Below are 20,439 nucleotides of genomic sequence, written 5' to 3'. Positions count from 1 at the left end.
AGTTGACCGCAGCGTGCATCCGGCCCGGTTGTTGCCTGTGAGTTGACCGTGGAGGACAGAAGTCACTGCGCCCGCGTCAAGTCGTGGTGAGTAATGCAACGGCATTATCCCCTTACTTTAGTAGTTATGGCGGTGTAAGGCCGCGTGAGACCAACAACGACGGGGATAGCAGAATGACAAACAGACTCAAGCCCACTCTGGGCACCCTGCATCTGTGGGGGATTGCGGTTGGCCTGGTGATCTCAGGCGAATATTTTGGCTGGAGTTACGGCTGGGCCGTGGCGGGCACGCTGGGATTTCTGGTTACTACCGCGCTGATCGCCACGCTCTACACCTGCTTTATTTTTAGCTTCACCGAGCTGACCACCGCGATCCCTCATGCAGGCGGACCCTTTGCCTATAGCCGTCGCGCCTTTGGCGAAACCGGCGGGCTGATTGCTGGTCTGGCGACGCTGATTGAATTTGTCTTTGCGCCTCCGGCGATTGCCATGGCGATCGGGGCTTATCTGAATGTGCAGTATCCCGAACTCAATCCGAAAACCGCGGCGGTCGGCGCGTACCTGCTGTTTATGACGCTGAATATTCTCGGTGTAAAACTGGCGGCGATGTTCGAACTGGTTGTCACTGTACTGGCGGTCATTGAGCTGCTGGTATTTATGGGCGTGGTCTCACCTGGCTTCAGCCTGGCAAACTTTGCCGCACACGGCTGGGCGGGAAGTGACAGCTTCGGACTGCCCGCCTTCTCCGGCATTTTCGCCGCTATTCCCTTCGCTATCTGGTTTTTCCTTGCCATTGAAGGTGCCGCGATGGCGGCCGAAGAGGCGAAAGATCCTACCCGGACCATTCCCCGTGCCTGGATCAGCGGGATCCTGACGCTGGTAGTGCTGGCAATTGGCGTAATGCTGATGGCGGGCGGCGCAGGTGACTGGCGTAAACTGGCCGACATTAACGATCCGCTGCCACAGGCGATGAAAATGATCGTTGGCGAACACTCTACCTGGATGCATATGCTGGTGTGGATTGGGCTGTTTGGCCTGATTGCCAGCTTCCACGGCATCATCCTCGGCTATTCACGGCAGTTTTTTGCCCTGGCCCGCGCGGGCTATCTGCCGCCTTCGCTGGCAAAACTGTCGCGTTTCCAGACCCCACATCGCGCCATTATTCTCGGCGGCGTGCTGGGCATCGCGGCGATTTACAGCGATGGCGTGATTAATCTGCAGGGAATGACGCTGACGGCGGCGATGATCACCATGGCGGTGTTTGGCGCGATTGTGATGTACATCATGAGCATGCTGAGCCTGTTTAAACTACGCCGCAGCGCGCCGGAGATGGTGCGCAGTTTCCGCGCGCCGGGCTATCCGATTGTACCGGGCATCGCTCTGCTGCTGTCAGTCATCTGCCTGCTGGCGATGCTGTGGTTTAATCCGGTGATTGGCGCACTGTTTTTCGCCATTATGCTGGTCGGCTATCTCTACTTCCTCGCCACCAAAGCGCAGCGCGACCGGGCTCCGCAGGACACGATGCTGGTGGGCGAATAACCGCGGCGCGGCAGGATGCCGCGCCGGGGCTTAAGTTCAGCGCCAGAAACCCAGGCGCTGAACGTCAGCGGATGTGCGGGACACTCAGCCGTTAAGCGGCCAGAGCCACGCCGCACCGCGAACGCCGCTGGAGTCGCCATGCTGCGCCTTCAGCACCGGCGTTTCACACTCCCCGCCAAACACCCATTTCTTCATCAGCACCGGTACGGTCTGATAGAGACGATCCACATTGCTCATCCCGCCACCCAGCACGATCACGTCGGGATCGATCAGATTCACCACCTGCGCCAGCGATTTGGCCAGCCGCAGCTCATAACGGCTCATCGCCCGTTCGGCGATCGGATCCTGCTGCGTCAGCAGCGACACGATCTCAGCACCTTTGCGATGCACGCCACTCAGCCGCTGATAGTCGATACCAAAACCGGTGCCAGAAACAAAGGTCTCGATGCAGCCCTGCTGCCCGCAATAACAGGGCACTTCCTGGCGGTAGCGCAGCTCATCTTCATCCATCCACGGCAGCGGATTGTGGCCCCACTCGCCGGCATTGCCGTTGCCACCGATGCGCGACTCCCCATTGATCGCTACACCCGCGCCCGACCCGGTGCCGATGATCACGGCAAACACCAGCGACTGTCCGGCACCCGCACCATCGACCGCTTCCGACACGGCCAGACAGTTGGCGTCGTTGGCAATACGCACTTCCCGGTTCAGCGCCTGAGCCAGATCTTTGTCCAGCGGCTGGCCGTTGAGCCAGGTAGAGTTGGCATTTTTCACCCGCTTACTGAAGGGCGAAAGCGAGCCAGGAATACCCAGCCCGACCGTGCCGGTCTCGCCGGTTTTCTGCTCCGCCAGTGTGACCAGATCGACAATCGCCTGCACCGTTGCCTGATAGTCATCACGCGGGGTATTCACCCGATGGCGGAACAGCTCCTGTCCCTTATCCGACAATGCAATCACTTCTGTCTTGGTGCCACCCAGATCTATGCCTATGCGCAAGGTTACCTCCTCGTTATTCGTTCAGGTGAGAGATACAGTAGAAGGCGGCTGCCTTAAAGGCAATGAAACCACTCCGATGTTTCGCTATCATGCGCGCTGACTCTCGCAGACTTGTGCGCCCGATCGCGCCACGGTAAGGAATCCCGATGTTGTGGTTTAAAAATATGATGGTTTATCGTCTGAATCGTGACATTCCGTTGTCCGCAGATGAGATGGAAAAACAGCTCGACGCCTTCACGTTTTCACCGTGTGGCAGTCAGGATATGAGCAAGACCGGCTGGGTCCCGCCGATGGGTAACCGCAGCGACGCGCTGACCCATGAGAACAAAGGCCAGATTGTGATTTGCGCCCGCAAAGAGGAGAAAATCCTGCCGTCGCCGGTCGTGAAACAGGCGCTGGAAGCGAAAATCGACAAGCTGGAATCTGAGCAGAGCCGCAAGCTCAAAAAGACCGAAAAAGATTCGCTGAAAGATGAAGTGCTGCACAGCCTGCTGCCGCGCGCCTTCAGCCGTTTCAGCCAGACTTATCTGTGGATCGACACGGTCAACAATCTGATTATGGTGGACTGTGCCAGCGCAAAAAAAGCGGAAGATACCCTGGCGCTGCTGCGCAAAAGCCTGGGTTCACTGCCGGTGGTGCCGCTGACGCTGGAAAACCCGATTGAGCTGACCCTGACCGAGTGGGTTCGTTCGGGCGATCTGCCTGCCGGTTTTGCGCTGATGGATGAAGCGGAGCTGAAAGCGCTGCTGGAAGATGGCGGCGTCATTCGCTGCAAGAAACAGGATCTGGTATGCGATGAGATCGCCAACCACATCGAAGCGGGCAAGCTGGTGACCAAACTGGCACTCGACTGGCAGGAGCGCATTCAGTTCGTGCTGGCGGATGACGGTTCGGTGAAACGTCTGAAGTTCAGCGACACGCTGCGCGACCAGAACGACGATATCGACCGCGAAGATTTTGCTCAGCGCTTTGATGCTGACTTTATTCTGATGACCAGCGAACTGGCCGCACTGACCAGCAATCTGGTGGAAGCCTTAGGTGGCGAAGCCCAGCGTTAATCAGAATCACCCGGACAGACATGGTTTGCCCAAAAAAAGGGCCGCTTAGCGGCCCTTTTTTTAATCTTTGTCTTTCAGGTAGCGGCAGAGATAGGAACTTGGCTCGCCGACCTGCAGATGAAATTCACTGTGACCCGGCACGTTAAACACCGAACCCGCTTCAAACCATTTCCACTCAGTCTCACCCGGCAGCAACACCTTAAGCGAGCCGCTGACGACGGTCATCTCTTCCGGCTGGCCGGTTCCAAATGTGTATTCACCTTCAGACATCACGCCCACGCTGGCACGACCGGTGCTCGCACTGTCAAAACCGATAGATTTAACTTTTCCGTCAAAATACTCACTTACGTTGAGCATAATAGTTCTCCAGAGCACATGTTGTGTGTCTGGAAGTGTAGAAGGGAACCCGCTGATCTGTCACGCGAAATGATGGTCGTTTGTGATCTCTTCCGATGGGAGAGCGCGTTAAGCAGGTGGTCCGGGCAGCACTGTTTTGATTCGGCTATGGGGATTTGGGGAGTCAAACATAGAGGGAAAAGATCAGGCAACTTACGGGCAGATTAAAGCTGATCAGCAGGCTGGCGTCCCTGCCAGCCGTGACGTGTTACTCTTTTTCGACGTCTTCGTAGCGCGCTTTAGCATCATGCGCTTCTTCTTCCGTCTCGTGCTCGCTGATTAATGAATTCGGTTTGGGATGATCAGCACGCAATTCGTAAGAAGTGACTTTATTACCTTCAGTGCCCTTTTCAACGGGCACAACTTTCGCTTCACGTGGGTACGGTGGTCTGGTCGGCATACTGTGTCCCTCTTGTCTGAATAACATTCCACAGGACAGGCCGCTGCCTGTCATAGAGTAAGTATAGACAATGCCATCCGAAGCGGGATCAAAGCGGGAAAAATCGGAGGGTTAGCTGGCGCGCGCCAGGGAAAGTGACAGCAGAATCTCTTCCACCACGCACGCCGGCGATTGCATGGCGTTGACCTGATGATGGGCCGCCGCCTGGTAGAGATGCGCACGTTCACGCAGCACATCACTCATCTCATCGGCAATCGGACGTCCGGTCAGCGTTGGACGCTGAGCCGCTTCAGGTTCGCTTTCCAGTCGTTCTGCCAGCACTTCGGGCGACGCGCTGAGCCAGATCACCCGGCCCTGCTCCTGCATGAAGCGGCAGTTCTCTTCAGCCAGAATCATACCACCACCGGTAGCAATCACGGTCCCGGGTGCTGTTACCGCTTTAAGCGATTCCGTTTCACGGGCGCGAAAACCTTCCCAGCCTTCTGCCGCAACAATCTCGGCCACGCTGCGCTGCGTGCTGAGTTGCAGATAGTGATCGGTATCTCTAAAGGCGTAGCCCAGCGCCTGCGACAACGCTTCGCCGACCGTGGTTTTGCCGCAACCGCGAGCGCCAATCAAAAAGATGGGTAGTGACATCAGGGCCATTCCTCCGCCTGACCGCGCGATGCGGCTGCATGGTGAGCTTAATAATGCGACGCATGATAACTGGAAATTATTATGGCCTCCACCTGTCAGGCATGATTTACGCATTTTCGTTACCTGAACAGCGATAACATTCGTATTTTCAACAGGAAAAGCATGCACGTTTTGTGCATCAGGGCGCTAACAGGACGATAAAACAACGCGTAAAGTAGCGTCCGGAATGCGCTGGCAATATTTGCTTACCGCCGCGATTTTACTTTTCTCACTGGCGCCCACATATACTGATAAACATTGCCACAGGAGAGTCATCATGCAACGCGAAGAACAACAACTGATCGAAGGGCTGTTCAGCCGTCTGAAACAGGCTGAAAGCCAGACCGTGGCACGCGATGCCGCAGCCGAACAACTGATTAATCAGCATCTTCAGGCGCAGCCGGGCGCGCCTTACTACATGGCGCAGGCGATCCTGATTCAGGAAGCGGCACTGAAAAAACTTAATGAGAAAGTGTCAGCGCTGGAAAGCCAGGTTGCACAGTTGCAACAGCAACAGCAACCCGCACAGAGCAGCGGCGGCTTTCTGTCGGGACTGTTTGGCAGCGGTTCGCGCCAGCAGCAGCCCGTTCAGCAGCAGCAACAATCGTCGCCGTGGAACAGTGCACCGCAGCAACCGGCACAGCAGCAATATGCTCCTGCCCAGGCACCCGCGCCACGCGGCACCGGTTTCCTTGGCGGCGCACTGCAAACAGCGGTGGGCGTGGCTGGGGGGGTCGTGATGGCCGACATGCTGACCAGCATGTTCCACCATTCACAGCCGGAAGAGATTGTGAACATCATCAATGAGCCGCCATTGCCGGAGGTGAATGATAATCTCAACACCTTCAACGGTGGCGATGACAACGCCGATGCCTTTAACGGCGGTAATGATAACGCCTTCCTGGACCAGAACGCGGGCTGGGACAGTAATTATGCTGACAACAGCGATCTGAACGATTTTGGCGGCGGCGATTTCGACGACGACGATAGCTTCGTTTAAGTAGAGCGTTTCTGCTGAGTGAGCCAGCTGTCCAGCTCATTGGCAAACTGCTGGCGGTCACGCGGACTCATCGTCGCGGGGCCGCCGGTCTGCACGCCGCTTGAACGCAGAGTATCCATAAAATCCCGCATCGTCAGGCGTTCACGTATCGTGGCCGGTGAGTAGCGCTCGCCGCGCGGATTCAACGCTGCCGCCCCTTTCTCAATCACCTCAGCCGCCAGCGGAATATCGGCGGTGATCACCAGATCGCCGGGCTGACAACGTCTGACAATCTCATTGTCCGCCACATCAAATCCGGCTGGCACCTGCAGGGTGCGCAGATAAGGCGATGGCGGCACACGCAGAAACTGGTTTGCCACAAAAGTGACCGTGGTGGCGGTGCGATCCGCCGCACGGTAGAGCACCTCTTTGATCACATTCGGACAGGCATCGGCATCGACCCAGATAAACATCATGATTCCTTACAGTCAGAGAAGCCTGAGATCTTGCCGGGTTCTCCCTGAATGGCAAATTTTATTTGCGGCACGCTTTCCAGCCCGCACCCGGCTGACTTGTTATTCGGGCTGGCTGAAGTAAGCTAGCCCACTGAGAAAACCGAATAATGTCCTAAGGAGATGGCGATGCTGGCAAAAAAAATCGGGTTTATCGGCGGGGGAAACATGGCGAAAGCCATTATCGGCGGACTGGTCAATAGCGGTAAAATCGCCCCGTCTGATATCTTCGTTTACGATCGCAAAGCAGAGACCAACCAGGCGATGGCAGAACAGTATGGCATCAACGCGGCTGAGAGCGCGGATGCGCTGGCACGTGAAGTGGACATCCTGTTCGGCGCGGTAAAACCCAATGTGATCCTGAAAGTATTAAAAGAGCTGGCCGGCAGCCTGAAAAAAGAGGCGCTGGTGGTGTCGATTGCGGCGGGCGTGACGCTGGATTCGCTTTCATCGGTGCTGGGCTACGATCGTAAAATCATCCGGGCGATGCCGAATACGCCTTCGCTGGTCAGCGAAGGCATGACCTCGGTCACGCCCAACGTGCTGGTTGAGCAGGCGGAGATCGACGAGGTCGTTGCGATTTTTGAGAGCTTCGGCAAAGCGGCCGTGGTGGATGAATATCTGATTCACTCCGTGGTCGGCGTCAGCGGTTCTGCGCCGGCCTACGTCTTTATGTTTATCGAAGCGATGGCGGATGCGGCCGTACTGGGCGGCATGCCGCGCGCCCAGGCCTATCAGTTTGCTGCACAGGCGGTAAAAGGAGCGGCGGAGATGGTGCTGACCAGCGGTAAACATCCGGCTGAACTTAAAGATATGGTCTGCTCACCTGGCGGCACCACCATTGAAGCCGTGAAGGTGCTGGAAGAGAAAGGGATGCGGTCGGCAGTGATTGAAGCAATGCAGCAGTGCATGGCGAAGTCCGAAAAACTGAGCCGCAGCTAAGCGTTCAGGCATTGCGCAGGGCGGACCAGCTCGCGGCTCGCCCTGCGCGCAGCTTAACTGATGTGCGCCTGACAGAGCGCTACCGCGTCGGCAAGCGTCATCGGTTGCTGCATCCGCTCCACCAGCTCAGCGGTCAGCGTGTACATACCGCATGAGCAGATCGCGGCCAGTTGCCCCTGCTGACCATAAAACGCCATAAACTTTTTGTCCTCCAGCGAGCCGATCAGCTCGAAATTATCCCATTCTGCTGCGTGGCCAACATACTCATAACGGGTGCCATACTGCGTCGTCCAGAAAAACGGCACACGATCAAAGGTGACGTTCTGATCCAGCATATTCCATGCGGCAGTCTGTCCCTGCTGATGCGCGACGCGATAGTGCTCAATGCGCAGCGGCCCCTGTGCCGACGGATACGTGGCGATATCACCCGCCACCCAGATATTGTCAGCGACCCGTAAATGCTCGTCTGCCTGCAGACTGCCATCCTCTGCCAGCGGCAGATCGTGGATAAAGTCGGTAGCCGGTTTAACGCCGGTAGCAAACAGCACAACATTCGCGTCCAGCTGCCGTCCGCCCTTAAGCTGCACGCCACTCACCTGCTGGTCGCCCTGCAGTGATGCGATCTCACCCTGCACCCATTTCATGCCGTTTTGCTCGTGCAACTGGTAGAAATAGCGGCCAATCTGATCGCCAAACCGTTTTGCAAAGGGCAGCGCCTGACGGGCAATCACTGTAACGTCGATGTCACGGTTACGCAGTGCCGACGCCAGCTCGGTGCCGATAAAACTGTTACCGATAATCACGATTTTATGGGTCGCATCCACCGCCTGAAGCAGCTCATCGGTCTGCGCTTTGCTGCGCAGCAGATAGACCCCGTCAAGATCGCTGCCCGGCAAATCGGGACGGACAGGCTTCGCGCCGCTGGCGATCAGCAGTTTGTCGAAGGCAAGCGTTTTGCCATCGTCGAAGATCAGCCGTTGCTGCTGCGCATCGAGGCGGCTCACGGTTGCCTGCACTCGTTCAACGTGATCCATCACATCCGCTTTCAGCAGCTGTGGCACCTCGCTGATGTCCATTTTGCCCGACGGCACAAATTTGGTCAGCGCGGTGCGGTCGTAAGGTGCGTCCGCCTCCCGCTCAACCAGAATCAGGCGGCCTTTGAAGCCGTCATGACGCAGACGCCACAGCGCTGCGCTGCCCGCCGCGCCACCACCCAGCACCACATAGACCGGCGCGGTTGCCCCGCTGCCAATGGGGGCAGCGGGTGACATCGCTTTAGGATTCACCAGCACCCGCCCCTGTTCGATGCGCAGCGGATACTGTTTGAGATCGGCTAGCGCCAGCGGTTCACACATTTTGCCGTCGGCAAGATCAAACGCGGCTTTGTGCCACGGGCAGACCAGCCGGTCGCCGCAGATGGCGCCCTGCTCCAGCGGCGCGCCCGCGTGTGGACATTTCGCCTGATACGCGCGTACGTTGTCCCCGTCGCGAATCAGTAAGACCTCTACCTCACCCAGCGTTTTTTTAACCGGCTGTCGCTGAGGCAGATCGTTCAGGTCGGTGGTAAATTGATAGTTCACGGCATGGCTCCTTTCGCTGTTTCTGGACTGATGCTGCGCGGTAAAACGAGGCCTGCGCAAATCCTCACAAACAGTAAGTGTGGCAAAGGAACCAGGAAGCCTGACGCCGAATGTTTGTCAGAAGGTTAACCTGCTGTTGTGAAAGATAATTTAATCGTCTTCAGGCGACAAGGAATCGGCAGGGAGAAGCGGCCACCTGCGTGGCCGTGAGGGATGATTAGCTTTTTTTCAGGCACTGGCTCATAAAGGTTTTACGCGCGTCGCCTGCCAGCTTTTTATCGCCAGCTTCGCCGTTACAGCTTTTCATTTTCATCTGCTGCGGCGTCATGTGCGACAGTTTGCTGTCCTTTTTCAGGCATTCACTCATAAAGGTTTTACGTGCTTCCCCTTTGAGATCCTGAGATTTGGCGTGCTGGTTACACATCGTCATTTTCTCCTGCTGCGGCGTTTTTTCCGCCGCACCCGCCATACCACTGACCAGCAGGCCCGCCATCATCATCGCCATTAAACTGACTTTCATCTTGTTATCTCCACAATGGATTGTCACCTGTTATTCTGGCAGCGAATAAGCAAAGCGGAAAATGTTTCAGGTCAAAGTGACGTGAAGATCCCATTCCCGTCTGGGACTAACGGCGTTACTGGCGGGGATGCCGCAACAGCTTTTCGATGTAACTGCGCAGCAGGCGCACATCGTCATTTGCCAGCATTCATCAGGCAGGGCTTAACGGGGATCGACAAATCCGCGGCCCGGCCCGCCGCCATGTCCGCCCCAGCCCCCCCCACCGCCGCCACCAGGAGGCGGGAAAAGACATCCACTTAATGCAGTCACTAATGCCACAACGGCAGCCAGCTTAACGATTCGTACCATATTTACCTCAGGGTGATGAAATCGGGCTGAGTGTATGAAGGCACCCGCATGGCGACAAGTGAGATTCCTCCGCTTCCGGCTGCTATTCATCTTTGCTGACCAGACTTAACGTTTTACAGTCAGTAAGCCGCCACATTCTCAACAGTGCGGCCCGCTTTCGGGGCAAACTATTTGTGCAAATCGGGATGGCGAACGCTTTACAGCCTGAACAATATTCCGCATTGTGAGCGCATCACATTTACAGGATATAATCATGACTCTCTCACAGGCTGCTTTCAGTGACATCCTATCCCGGCGCGACTGGGAAAACCCGGTCATAACCTCGCTGCATCGGCTGGATGCGCACCCGCCTTTTGCCAGCTGGCGGGATGAAGCGGCAGCGCGAGATGACACGCCCTCCGCGTCACTAAAGAGCCTGAATGGGGAGTGGGGTTTCAGTTACTTTGTACAGCCTGAGGCGGTCCCGGCCAGCTGGTTACTGCAGGATCTGCCGGATGCCAGCACGATTCCGGTCCCGGCAAACTGGCAGATGCACGGTTTTGATGCGCCCATTTACACTAACGTGCAGTATCCGATTCCGGTTAATCCTCCGCTTGTGCCCAAAGAGAACCCGACCGGATGTTACTCGCTCACATTCAGCACGGACGCTGCCTGGCTCACTTCCGGGCAGACACGCATCATCTTTGACGGTGTCAATTCAGCCTTTCATCTGTGGTGCAACGGAAGCTGGATTGGCTACTCTCAGGACAGCCGCCTGCCCGCCGAATTCGACCTGACGCCTTATCTGCGACCAGGCAAAAACCGGCTGGCGGTGATGGTGCTGCGCTGGAGCGACGGCAGCTATCTGGAAGACCAGGATATGTGGCGGATGAGCGGCATTTTCCGCGATGTCACGTTACTGCATAAGCCGCAGGTGCATCTGGCCGACGTGCAGCTGGAAACCCGGCTCAGCCCGGAGTTTACCCGTGCCGCGCTGCGCGCCCAGGTCCGCGTCGCCCTGCCGCCAGAGGTCACCACGCACTATCAGCTGCGCCTGACGCTGTGGCAGGGTGAACAGCCGGTTGCGCAGTGTCAACAGCCGCTGGGTAGCGCCATTATTGACGAGCGGGGCCACTATCCTGAACGCGCCCTGCTCAGTCTGCCGGTGGAACGGCCTGTACTGTGGAGCGCCGAAATGCCCCATCTCTATCGCGCCACGCTGGCGCTGCTGGATGGGGATCAGCAGCTGGTCGAGGTGGAAGCCTATGATGTCGGCTTCCGTCAGGTCACCATCGACAACGGCCAGCTCTGTCTCAACGGCAAACCGCTGCTAATCCGTGGCACCAACCGCCACGAACACCATCCGGAGCGCGGTCAGGTGGTGGATGAGGCGACGATGCGCCGCGACATTGAGCTCATGAAGCAGCACAATTTCAATGCGGTGCGCTGTTCGCACTATCCCAATCATCCGCTCTGGTATCGGCTGTGCGACCAGTATGGGCTTTATGTAGTGGATGAAGCGAATATCGAAACTCACGGCATGCAACCAATGAACCGGCTCTCCGACGATCCCCGCTGGTTCGCTGCCTATAGCGAACGCGTGACGCGTATGGTGCAGCGCGATCGTAATCACTGCAGCATTATTATCTGGTCGCTGGGTAATGAGTCTGGACATGGCACCACGCATGATGCGCTCTACCGCTGGGTGAAAAGCAGCGATCCTACCCGTCCGGTACAGTATGAAGGCGGCGGTGCGGACACCGCCGCGACCGATATCATCTGCCCTATGTATGCCAGGGTCGATGAAGATCAGCCGTTCACGGCGGTGCCGAAGTGGTCGCTGAAAAAGTGGATCGGTCTGCCGGGCGAAACCCGTCCGCTGATCCTGTGTGAGTACGCGCATGCGATGGGCAACAGCTTTGGCGGTTTCGCGAAATACTGGGAGGCATTCCGTCAGTTTCCGCGTCTGCAGGGCGGCTTCGTCTGGGACTGGGTTGATCAGAGCCTGACCCGTTATGACGATCAGGGCCAGCCATGGCAGGCTTACGGCGGCGATTTTGGCGATAAGCCCAACGATCGCCAGTTCTGTATGAACGGGCTGGTGTTTGCCGATCGCACGCCGCATCCGGCGCTGTATGAGGCGCAGCGCGCCCAGCAGTTCTGGCAGTTCACGCCCGATCCCGGCGACCCGCTGAGCTTGACGGTCAGCAGCGACTACTTATTCCGTCACAGTGACAATGAAGTGCTGCGCTGGCGCATTGAGCAGGAGGGCCAGGTGGTGACGGAAGGTGAAGTCTCACTGGATATCGGCCCGCAGGGCCAGCAGCGGATCACGCTGCCGTCACCGCCCGCGTTACAGGGCGAATGCTGGCTTAACGTTGCGGTTCATCAGATTCACCCGACCCGCTGGAGTGCTGCGGACTGGTGTGTCGCCTGGCATCAGTGGGCGCTGCCTTCGCTGCTGGTGCTGCCCCCGCTGCCGGAAACAGCTGAAGTACCTGTCCTCTATGATGACGCCAGTGAGATTGTCGTCACTCACCAGCAACAGCGCTGGCATTTTTCACGCCACAGCGGTGAACTGACGCAGTGGTTTGTGAATGAGGCACCGACGCTGCTCTCCCCGCTTCAGGACTGCTTTATTCGCGCGCCGCTGGACAACGATATCGGCACCAGCGAAGCAGAGCGGGTGGATCCCAATGCGTGGGTTGAGCGCTGGAAAGCGGCAGGTTATGACCAGATGAGCAGCCCGCTGGTGTCGATAGCCGCGAATGCGTTGCCGCAGGCGATACAGATTGAGACGCTGCATAGCTGGATCGCTAATGACCAGCTCGCCTTTATCAGCCGTAAGCGTTATCTGATCAATGCGCAGGGTGAGTTGCAGTTACAGCTTTCCGTTGTGCAGTCTCGCGGTTTACCACCGCCTGCACGCATCGGATTGCGCTGCGCGCTGGCGCAAATCCCGCAGCAGGTAAGCTGGCTCGGCCTGGGACCGCATGAAAACTATCCCGATCGCCAGCTGGCCGCGCAGTTCTCACGCTGGCAACTGCCGCTGGATCAGCTTTCAACGCCCTACGTTTTCCCCAGCGAGAATGGTCTGCGTGGCGGCACCCGCCAGCTCGACAGCGGCAGCTGGCAGGTCAGCGGCGATTTTGCTTTCTCGCTGAGCCGCTTCAGTCTGGAGCAGTTGCGTGAAGCCTCCCACCGCCACCTTCTGCGTCCGGAAGCGGGCTGCTGGCTGCACCTGGATGCCTTCCATATGGGCGTCGGCGGCGATGACTCCTGGAGCCCCAGCGTCAGTCCTGAGTTTTTGCTGACTCAGCAACGCTGGCAGGCTGAGCTGACGATTTGTCAGCCGACGCGGGCAGCACAGTCTTCGGACGCCGGTAAAAGCGTTTCAGGAACAGGACATTAATCAGCACTACAACGGCGGTGGCACAAAAGACCCAGCGGAAACCTGCCACCGCCGATACCGCTGCGCCCAGTAATGGGCCAGCAACATTGCCAAGATACATAAACGACTGGTTATAACCGAAGATCCGGCCGGTGATAGTGTCGCGCGAATGACGCACCAGCAGCGTCTGTACCGCAGGCATCATCGCGCCATCGGCGAAGCCCAGCAGAAAACGTAAGATGCCCAGCTGCGTGGCACTGGTGACAAAAGACATGGCGATAAACAGCAGCAGCGAGATAACCATCGTTGCGAGCAGAATACGCTGCGTGCCGATGCGATCGCCGAGTCGCCCCAGACGAGGCGCGGCCAGCAGTGCAGAGACGCCAGGCAGCGCGGCAATGACCCCGCTAAGAAAAGCGATATTCTCAGCGGTGGGTGCCAGTTCCCGCACAAAGAGCGTCAGGATAGGGTTCACCGATCCGTTGCACATCTGGATGACCATGGTGGTGAAAAACAGGCAGAGCATCAGCTTTGGGTTGTCCAGCGAACGAAAAACCTCGCGTCCGCTGAGTTTCTCTTTTTTACTCACCGGGGTGTAACCGGTCTCTTTAATCATGAACAGCGTCACCATAAAGCTGACCATCAGCAGCGCCGCGGTGACGATAAATACCGTGCGCAAACCGACCCAGTCAGCCAGCAGCCCACCCAGCATCGGCCCCAGAATCACACCGCCAATCTGCCCGGTGGAGACACAGCTCAGCGCCCAGCCGCTACGTTCACGCGGCACCTGAGCCGCCACCAGCGCCATCGCGTTGGGGATATAGCCAGAGGTCAGCCCCATCAGGGCGCGCAGCAGCAGTAACTGCCAGGCTTCGGTGACAAAAGCCTGTAGCAGGATCACCACGCCCATACCAAACGCCGCGCGCAACAGCATCAGTTTACGCCCTTTGCGATCGGCCAGACTGCCCCACAGCGGGGCGACCGCCGCCGAAACCACGAAGGTGATACTGAAGGTGAGCCCCGACCAGAGACTCAGGGACTCGCCTCCGGTGACGCCAAGCTGCTCAAGGTAGAGCGGCAGAAACGGGATAATCTGGCTGATGGCCAGGCCAGTAAAAAAACAGCCAAACCAGACTGAGATCAGGTTTATCTTCCAGGGTTCAATAGTGCGTGGCATGGGCAGATGATTCAAAGAGAGGGAGTGCTTAGTTTAACGCGACGATTCTTAACATGACCGACATAACATGGCACAAACGGCAAAAGACAGGATTCCTCTTGATTCAGCGCAATTACCCGCGAAAATTTTCTCTGACCAGCGGTTTACAGCGTGAATCCCGTGGCCGATGGCCTGCCCTGGCACCCTCTTCCTCAACCATGCCTCATCAATATGGAAAAATATGTCATTCTGTTACTGACAACGATTCACGCCGCTTCTATGTTTAAAAAATCGCCAGTTGTGGCGATGTGACGATCATTCTGCCTGGCGCGACGTCCTCCGCTAAAAAACGGTCCAGACCATCCGGCTACGCTGAGGCAGTTCAGCTTATGACGTGCATAGATGCCCTTACACCTGCGTAAGGGTCGGGGTAGCGTTTCAGCGGAGGTAGGAAATGAGAGTGCAAACAAGCAGTGCCAGCCGCGCTATCAGTGACTATTTCAACAGCCCGAACTGGCGAATACCGCCAGAGTCCGATCTGCTGGCGGTTATTCTGCGTGAAATTATGGAGGCGGGAGAACCCGCGACCAGTAAGGCACTGATTGCGCGGGTGATCGACAAACTGGAAGTCGAAGGCGATGAGGCGCAGTTGCAGCGGTATCGCACCCTGCTGGCACAGCTCATCGACACGCATCCGGAGGTGTAAAGCGTCGGTTTACTTCACCCAGCGCAGTTTATCTGCTTCGCTGACGCTGGCCCGTCCGCTGCTGAGCTGAAACAGGCAGAGCTCGCGTCCACGCCTGTTTTTCATATGCTGCTGGGGATAGCGCCCCTCCAGCAACAGTGCGCTGTAACCTGTGTTGTCGTCATACTCAATCGGCTCGCCCAGCACCTTTACTTTACTCAGATGGCTGGCATTAATACACGCCTGTGTCATGATCTGGCGGCTCTTCTGCCAGGCCTCTTCACTGGACGCCTGTGCCAGTGTGCTGCTGAGTAACAACGTGGGCAGCAGTGCCCCTATGCATTTCATCTTCTCCGCTCCTGTTCCGGCCCGAAGCCGCTAAAAAAATTCCCGCCGGGGCGGGAATAAACAAGACGAGCACTATTTATTGTGTGACGAGGAAGTTTCTTAAACGCGCTGCTATCCTCGCCTGCCGTTATGACAAGCCTATGACAGACCGGCCGTCAGCCACAATAAACTGAGCTGATATTGCCATTTTTGTCGGCCAGGAAGTTAAGCCGGTTAAGGTTGAAATCCATGGTGACCGCAGAATTATAGGGGATTGGACGCACCTGCTGTTCAAAGTGTTGACCCTGAAGCACGGTTAACGGTTTGCCGACATAGTTCTGAAACTGAGAGGCACCGCAGCGGTCGGCTTCAGGATCCTGCGGCACACTGGCGGTGTCAGGTTTACTGGCAGACTGACAGGCGGTTAATGCAAACAGACCCACTACCAGCAGCCCTTTTCCATAAAATTTCACGTTTGTTCTCCTGTTGGACGTGTAAAATCTGCCCCAAGAGTAGCAAAGCGTGCCTGCTGACCAGAAGCCGGAAAAGGTAAAGTTGTTACAGTGAGCGCGGATCCGGGTGTCCCACAGACTCTCTTTTTAAGATTAATCGCACTCACTGCCTAAAAAAACCACAGTGAGCCGCTACACTATCTTAAGACTATTCTTACCCCTGTGGAGGTCATGATGGAACTGATTATTTTTGTTGTCTGCGCAATGCTGATGACCGCCGTGGCGGTTAAAGTCCGTTAAACCGGCTCAGCCTGATTCTGCGTTGTTCTTTCCAGAAGCGTACTGAACGCAGCCAGCGGCATCGGCCGACCGAGGAAGTAGCCTTGCCCCTCTTCGCACGAGAGCTGTTTTAGCTGGTTCAGCTGCGCTTCTGTCTCAATTCCCTCCGCCGTGATCGTCAGGGCGAAGGCGCGTGCCAGCGCAATAATGCCCGCCACCACCGATTGCGCCTGCTGCGACTCCGGGAAATCTTTCATCCAGGAGCGATCAATCTTCAGACCGTTAAACGGGAAGGTCTTCAGATAGCCCAGCGCGGCATAGCCGGTGCCAAAATCGTCGACGGTTAACCTTACCCCCAGCGACCGTAAGCCCTGCATTACCTCCAGCGCATGCTGTGGATGTTCAAAGGTGACATTCTCCGTGATCTCCAGCTCCAGCCTTGTCGCTGGCAGACCACTTTTCGCCAGCGCATCTGCCACCCGTTGCACCAGATCGCTGGTGCGAAACTCCATCGGCGAAATATTGACTGACACATAGCGATCGCCACCCCAGCCCAGCGCATCCTGGCAGGCACGCATCAGAACCCAGTCGCTGATAGTGGCGATCAGACCGCTCTCTTCCGCCAGCGGAATAAAGTGGTCTGGCGTAATCCACTGATCCGGGGCAATCTGCCAGCGAATCAGCGCTTCAGCGCCGGCCAGCTGACCGGTCAGCAGCTGATAACGGGGCTGATAGTGCAGACGGAATTCATTATTAGTCAGTGCTTTCTCAATGCGCCGCGCCATTTCACGCTTATCTTCGCGCTGGCTCGCCATTTCATTGGCGTACCAGACCCACTGATTACGTCCCGCATCGCGTGCTTCATTCAGTGCGATATCTGCCATCTGCAACAGCGCTTCCGGATGGCTGGCATCCTGTGGCGCACAGGCAATGCCCATGCTGATGGTGAGATAGTGGACATGCTGACCGGTGCTGACTGGCTGCTGAACCTCGTGCACCAGCTGAGCACAACGCTGATCGATCCGCTCACGGTTCGTTTCCCGCAACACCAGTACAAATTCATCACCGCTCAGCCGCGCCACCAGCTCCTGCGGGCCGATACAGTGCTTCAGACGCTGCGCTATCTGGCTCAGTACCTCATCGCCCGCCGCATGACCCCAGGTTTCATTAATTGGCCGGAACTGATCGAGATCGAGGGTAATCAGCGTCAGCGGCGCAGCGCCATCAGGCAGCGCAAGGTGCAGCGTCAGAAACTCCAGCAGCTGCACGCGGTTCGACAGACCGGTTAAAACGTCGTGACGCGACAGAAACTGAATGCGTGCCTCTGCTTCCATGCCCTGGGTGATGTCCGATACCGTGCCGCGAAATCCGATACGTCGCGCATCATGCCAGATGGTTTTCGCCACCAGTTGACCGATGCGGCGGTGACCCTGTGCGGACATAAACTGACAGCGCAGCGGCATCTGTTGCTCTTCCGCCTCCTGCCGCAGCAGCCAGGCGACCAGTGAATGGCTGGGATGGGTCAGCAGGTGATCGATGTGACGTCCCAGCCAGTGTGTGATGTCGTGGCCGGTAAGGGTATGAAAGCGCGCGGACAGATAGATCAGGCGACCCTCTTCATCCGTTTCCCAGATCCAGTCTGACGCCGCCTCAGCGAGATCGCGAAACCGCGCTTCACTGTTGGCAAGCTCCTGCTGACTGATTGCCAGCATGGCAAAGCGGCGGTCAGAGAGAATCGCATTGGAGAGCGCATGGCGGCTGACGCGATGAGTAATGATGCCGATGATGATCGCCGTCAGCAGCAGCAGTGGCAGCAGCAACCCGATCAGGCCCATGCCCGGCATTTTTGACGTCCAGCGCAGCACAATCGGCTCGCCGCCTGGCAACGGTAGTACCATTCGCGGTTCATGCAGGGCATCCTCTTCACTGGCGGGCAGACGCAGTTCGCGTATATCCAGCGTCGCGCCCAGCGCCTGTAATTTGGCGGGTGTAAACAGATTCACGAACACCATGATTGATGCAGGCCCGGCCATGGGCGGCACGTTCGGCAGTTTACCGCTGCTGATAGGTGCGGCCACCACAATCGCGGGCAGATGGTTGATCAGCGCATTGCGGGTCATCGCTTTATTATTGAGCTGACGCGCTGCCGCAATTAGCGTCCGTGTCTCATGACCCAGCCAGGCTTCCAGTGGCGTATCCGCCATCTGCCCATTAATCACGCTGTAGGTGGTGTGACCTTTGCTGTCGACCACGAACACGCCTTCATAGTGATACTCTTCGTAAAGACCCGGTCCGAAGTTCTCTTCGTCAAACGCCCAGACTTTGTTCACCCTGACATGGAGATTGCGCCAGGCTTCTCCCCAGAAGGCATAATCCCGGATATCGGTGACCATCGCCTCCTGACGATTTTGCCACGTCTGCTGCATCAGCATGCGGTCATGCTCAACCGATGCGCTGTTCTGACGCTGTGCAATCATCAGTACCATCAGCATCGAGAGCACCAGCACACCAGACAGCAGCAGCGAAAGCGTACGCAGGCTGCGCCGCGTAAAGCGGACAGTGCGATCTTCAGCGGCATGTCTGAATGGTGGCGACGGCGGCGCCGGAGGGTTAAAAGTCATTAAGAGTGCTCACTACACAGCCAGGGATTAAGATCACAGGCCTGCAATACAACATGCGTTGCTGGCCAGATTAGTTTCATCAGTTATCGGCCCGGGCGCTCCGGTGTTTAGTCTGCGGGTAACATTTTGCGCTTAAATAATGTGTAACAGGCTCACTCGACAGCGATCGGGTGCATTGCTACTATGCGCTTACCTTCGCTGGCTGAGTCGCCTATGAACACCAATTCCGACAGAGTGACCCTGACGCTGTTCTACGTCGGCAGCTTTGTGGTCTATTACCTGGTTACCATGCTGATCACGCTGTTCCCTAATTACAGCGTGCTGCGTAATGACGGCCTGCTGGTGCCCGTACTCTGCCTGTTTGAATTTGCTGTTATCTACCCGCTTTATCGCTTTTACTGCCAGCGTCGTACTGATTTGCCGCTGGGTGAGCTTTACACGCTGCAAACCCTGCTGTTTACCGGCGCGCTGTTTTTGTTGATGGCAGCACAGATGCAGTTCATGCAGCCGGAAGGCTGGCTGGTGATGCAGGCCCAGCAGGGACGCAATTCGCTGTTGATCCTGCTGCTGACCGCCGTACTGCTGGCGCCGGTGTTTGAAGAGGTGCTGTTCCGCGGTTTCCTGTTACAGGGTTTTCTGCTGTGGGCGCCGCGCAGCCGTTTCGCCTGCATGCTGCTGACCTCACTGCTGTTTGCGGTGATGCATACACAGTATGTGCACTGGCAGACCCTTATCGCTCTGACGCTGTTTTCGCTGCTGCTCTGCTATGCGCGGCTGCGGAGTAACAGTCTGGCGCTGCCCATCTTCCTGCACACCCTGAATAACCTGATTGCGCTGCTGCCCGCCTGGTATTTTGCTGGCTGACTCCCTGCCAGCGTCCTCGTCTTACCCAGCCCTCATCCTGCCGCAGGCCGCTGCCTGGCAGCGTCATAGCTCACACTGACAATGCCGCCCCGTCACGTTTGTCTATACTGGATGTTAAAAAGGGATAAAAAGCACCACAGTCCGGACCACCAGACCGTGTAAAGGAGAGGATCTATGTTGATAGGATTTGTGTTGTTAGTGAGCGCGTGTGGCTACGATGCCTGCGAAGCGCTGCCGGTCTCGGAGCGCATCTATCCGACGAAGGTGGACTGTGAAACGATGGCAAACCGTATTCATAAAGTCAGACCGAATGTGGTACTGCTTTGTGGTGAGGTCCATCGCTGATTCAGGACCAGATTCAATAAAGCAGGGCTGCAACATTGCAAGCTGGCGCTTTAACGTACAAAATATAAGCTGTTGTTAACCTTTACCGTAGTGAATCCCATGAAAACATCACGCCCCCGTCGTCCTGGTGGACGCTGGGTTTACTATCTTTTGTATGATGGCATTCTGTGGCCCTGCCCCGTCCGATGGGAGTGGGAGAGCAGCTATGGCGGCTGGTTGCCATTTTACTACACGCCAACCTTTGAGTTTTTGGTGGGTGATCCGCGTAAGGCTTATCGTATTGCGCGCAGCGATGTGCGGACTAAACGGCGCGAGGATGCTTTTGTCTGAGGGCGATTATCGCCACGGCAGCCATGAGGCTGTGAGCAGAAAATGAACCGCTTCCAGTACGATAAT

General features: G+C 57.0%; 21 protein-coding genes. 9 read left to right on the top strand and 12 right to left on the bottom strand.

All coding sequences use genetic code 11. The features are described from left to right. Positions 1 to 173 precede the first annotated feature (173 nt). Entirely contained in the window at positions 174 to 1,538 is a 1,365-nt protein-coding gene (eat, locus tag NIM72_RS16380; protein ID WP_161735305.1) for an ethanolamine permease, read from the top strand. Between the two features lie 84 nt (positions 1,539 to 1,622). On the opposite strand, the gene mak is transcribed toward eat, so the two are convergent. Further along, a complete protein-coding gene (gene mak, locus NIM72_RS16375) occupies positions 1,623 to 2,534 on the bottom strand; it encodes a fructokinase (protein WP_161735307.1) in 912 nt (303 codons plus the stop codon). A gap of 146 nt (positions 2,535 to 2,680) precedes the next feature. On the opposite strand from mak, the gene rdgC reads away from it, so the two are divergent. Then, a complete protein-coding gene (gene rdgC, locus NIM72_RS16370; RefSeq protein ID WP_150013087.1) occupies positions 2,681 to 3,592 on the top strand; it encodes a recombination-associated protein RdgC in 912 nt (303 codons plus the stop codon). Between the two features lie 60 nt (positions 3,593 to 3,652). On the opposite strand, the gene ppnP is transcribed toward rdgC, so the two are convergent. From ppnP to aroL, 3 genes are all read right to left on the bottom strand, one after another. Beyond that, positions 3,653 to 3,949: a pyrimidine/purine nucleoside phosphorylase gene (gene ppnP / locus NIM72_RS16365; protein ID WP_003850060.1), complete on the bottom strand. Its 297-nt coding sequence runs from the start codon at positions 3,947 to 3,949 to the stop codon at positions 3,653 to 3,655. A gap of 247 nt (positions 3,950 to 4,196) precedes the next feature. Further along, positions 4,197 to 4,388: a YaiA family protein gene (locus tag NIM72_RS16360; protein WP_161735308.1), complete on the bottom strand. Its 192-nt coding sequence runs from the start codon at positions 4,386 to 4,388 to the stop codon at positions 4,197 to 4,199. A 111-nt stretch (positions 4,389 to 4,499) separates the two neighbouring features. Beyond that, positions 4,500 to 5,024: a shikimate kinase AroL gene (gene aroL, locus NIM72_RS16355; protein WP_161735310.1), complete on the bottom strand. Its 525-nt coding sequence runs from the start codon at positions 5,022 to 5,024 to the stop codon at positions 4,500 to 4,502. Between the two features lie 316 nt (positions 5,025 to 5,340). Here aroL and NIM72_RS16350 point away from each other — a divergent pair, with 316 nt between their 5' ends. Next, positions 5,341 to 6,063 carry a DUF2076 domain-containing protein gene (locus tag NIM72_RS16350; protein ID WP_253421192.1) on the top strand — a complete coding sequence of 241 codons (723 nt, stop codon included), beginning with the start codon at positions 5,341 to 5,343 and terminating at the stop codon, positions 6,061 to 6,063. Here the strand turns inward: NIM72_RS16350 and NIM72_RS16345 are convergent. Next, entirely contained in the window at positions 6,060 to 6,515 is a 456-nt protein-coding gene (locus NIM72_RS16345) for a YaiI/YqxD family protein (RefSeq protein ID WP_003850071.1), read from the bottom strand. The genes NIM72_RS16350 and NIM72_RS16345 overlap by 4 nt on opposite strands. 168 nt (positions 6,516 to 6,683) lie before the next feature. On the opposite strand from NIM72_RS16345, the gene proC reads away from it, so the two are divergent. Further along, positions 6,684 to 7,496, top strand: coding sequence for a pyrroline-5-carboxylate reductase (gene proC, locus NIM72_RS16340; protein ID WP_161735314.1), 813 nt, complete (start codon positions 6,684 to 6,686; stop codon positions 7,494 to 7,496). 53 nt (positions 7,497 to 7,549) lie between these two features. Here the strand turns inward: proC and NIM72_RS16335 are convergent, their stop codons facing one another. The 3 genes from NIM72_RS16335 to NIM72_RS16325 all read right to left on the bottom strand — a co-directional run bounded on the left by NIM72_RS16335 (position 7,550) and on the right by NIM72_RS16325 (position 9,944). Continuing rightward, entirely contained in the window at positions 7,550 to 9,076 is a 1,527-nt protein-coding gene (locus NIM72_RS16335) for an FAD-dependent oxidoreductase (protein ID WP_253421189.1), read from the bottom strand. Between the two features lie 217 nt (positions 9,077 to 9,293). Further along, the gene (locus NIM72_RS16330; protein ID WP_161735318.1) at positions 9,294 to 9,596 is read right to left on the bottom strand and encodes a PsiF family protein; all 303 of its coding nucleotides are present in this window, start codon (positions 9,594 to 9,596) and stop codon (positions 9,294 to 9,296) included. Positions 9,597 to 9,797: 201 nt separating this feature from the next. Next, positions 9,798 to 9,944, bottom strand: a complete 147-nt coding sequence (locus tag NIM72_RS16325; RefSeq protein ID WP_253421186.1) for a hypothetical protein — start codon at positions 9,942 to 9,944, stop codon at positions 9,798 to 9,800. A gap of 253 nt (positions 9,945 to 10,197) precedes the next feature. On the opposite strand from NIM72_RS16325, the gene NIM72_RS16320 reads away from it, so the two are divergent. Then, complete coding sequence (locus tag NIM72_RS16320; RefSeq protein ID WP_253421183.1) at positions 10,198 to 13,335, top strand: beta-galactosidase; 3,138 nt, start codon at positions 10,198 to 10,200, stop codon at positions 13,333 to 13,335. On the opposite strand, the gene NIM72_RS16315 is transcribed toward NIM72_RS16320, so the two are convergent. Beyond that, complete coding sequence (locus NIM72_RS16315; RefSeq protein WP_256497690.1) at positions 13,217 to 14,491, bottom strand: multidrug efflux MFS transporter; 1,275 nt, start codon at positions 14,489 to 14,491, stop codon at positions 13,217 to 13,219. The two genes, NIM72_RS16320 and NIM72_RS16315, sit on opposite strands and share 119 nt — an antisense overlap. 433 nt (positions 14,492 to 14,924) lie before the next feature. On the opposite strand from NIM72_RS16315, the gene NIM72_RS16310 reads away from it, so the two are divergent. Then, entirely contained in the window at positions 14,925 to 15,176 is a 252-nt protein-coding gene (locus tag NIM72_RS16310; RefSeq protein ID WP_161736663.1) for a biofilm development regulator YmgB/AriR family protein, read from the top strand. Between the two features lie 9 nt (positions 15,177 to 15,185). Here the strand turns inward: NIM72_RS16310 and NIM72_RS16305 are convergent, their stop codons facing one another. The 3 genes from NIM72_RS16305 to NIM72_RS16295 all read right to left on the bottom strand — a co-directional run bounded on the left by NIM72_RS16305 (position 15,186) and on the right by NIM72_RS16295 (position 18,834). Further along, positions 15,186 to 15,503, bottom strand: coding sequence for a hypothetical protein (locus NIM72_RS16305; RefSeq protein ID WP_161736664.1), 318 nt, complete (start codon positions 15,501 to 15,503; stop codon positions 15,186 to 15,188). 155 nt (positions 15,504 to 15,658) lie between these two features. Continuing rightward, positions 15,659 to 15,955: an I78 family peptidase inhibitor gene (locus tag NIM72_RS16300; protein WP_013356930.1), complete on the bottom strand. Its 297-nt coding sequence runs from the start codon at positions 15,953 to 15,955 to the stop codon at positions 15,659 to 15,661. A 275-nt stretch (positions 15,956 to 16,230) separates the two neighbouring features. Beyond that, a complete protein-coding gene (locus NIM72_RS16295; RefSeq protein WP_161736665.1) occupies positions 16,231 to 18,834 on the bottom strand; it encodes an EAL domain-containing protein in 2,604 nt (867 codons plus the stop codon). Between the two features lie 213 nt (positions 18,835 to 19,047). Between NIM72_RS16295 and NIM72_RS16290 the strand changes: the two genes are divergently transcribed. The 3 genes from NIM72_RS16290 to NIM72_RS16280 all read left to right on the top strand — a co-directional run bounded on the left by NIM72_RS16290 (position 19,048) and on the right by NIM72_RS16280 (position 20,373). Next, entirely contained in the window at positions 19,048 to 19,698 is a 651-nt protein-coding gene (locus NIM72_RS16290; protein WP_161736666.1) for a CPBP family intramembrane glutamic endopeptidase, read from the top strand. Between the two features lie 174 nt (positions 19,699 to 19,872). Continuing rightward, a complete protein-coding gene (locus NIM72_RS16285; protein ID WP_003850083.1) occupies positions 19,873 to 20,043 on the top strand; it encodes a hypothetical protein in 171 nt (56 codons plus the stop codon). A 99-nt stretch (positions 20,044 to 20,142) separates the two neighbouring features. Beyond that, positions 20,143 to 20,373, top strand: a complete 231-nt coding sequence (locus tag NIM72_RS16280; protein ID WP_161736667.1) for a hypothetical protein — start codon at positions 20,143 to 20,145, stop codon at positions 20,371 to 20,373. The last annotated feature ends 66 nt before the right edge of the window (positions 20,374 to 20,439 follow it).

The sequence above is a fragment of the Pantoea sp. B550 genome, assembly GCF_024158165.1.
Classification (GTDB): Bacteria; Pseudomonadota; Gammaproteobacteria; order Enterobacterales; family Enterobacteriaceae; genus Pantoea; species Pantoea alfalfae.
This window is presented reverse-complemented; position numbering and strand designations above follow the sequence as displayed.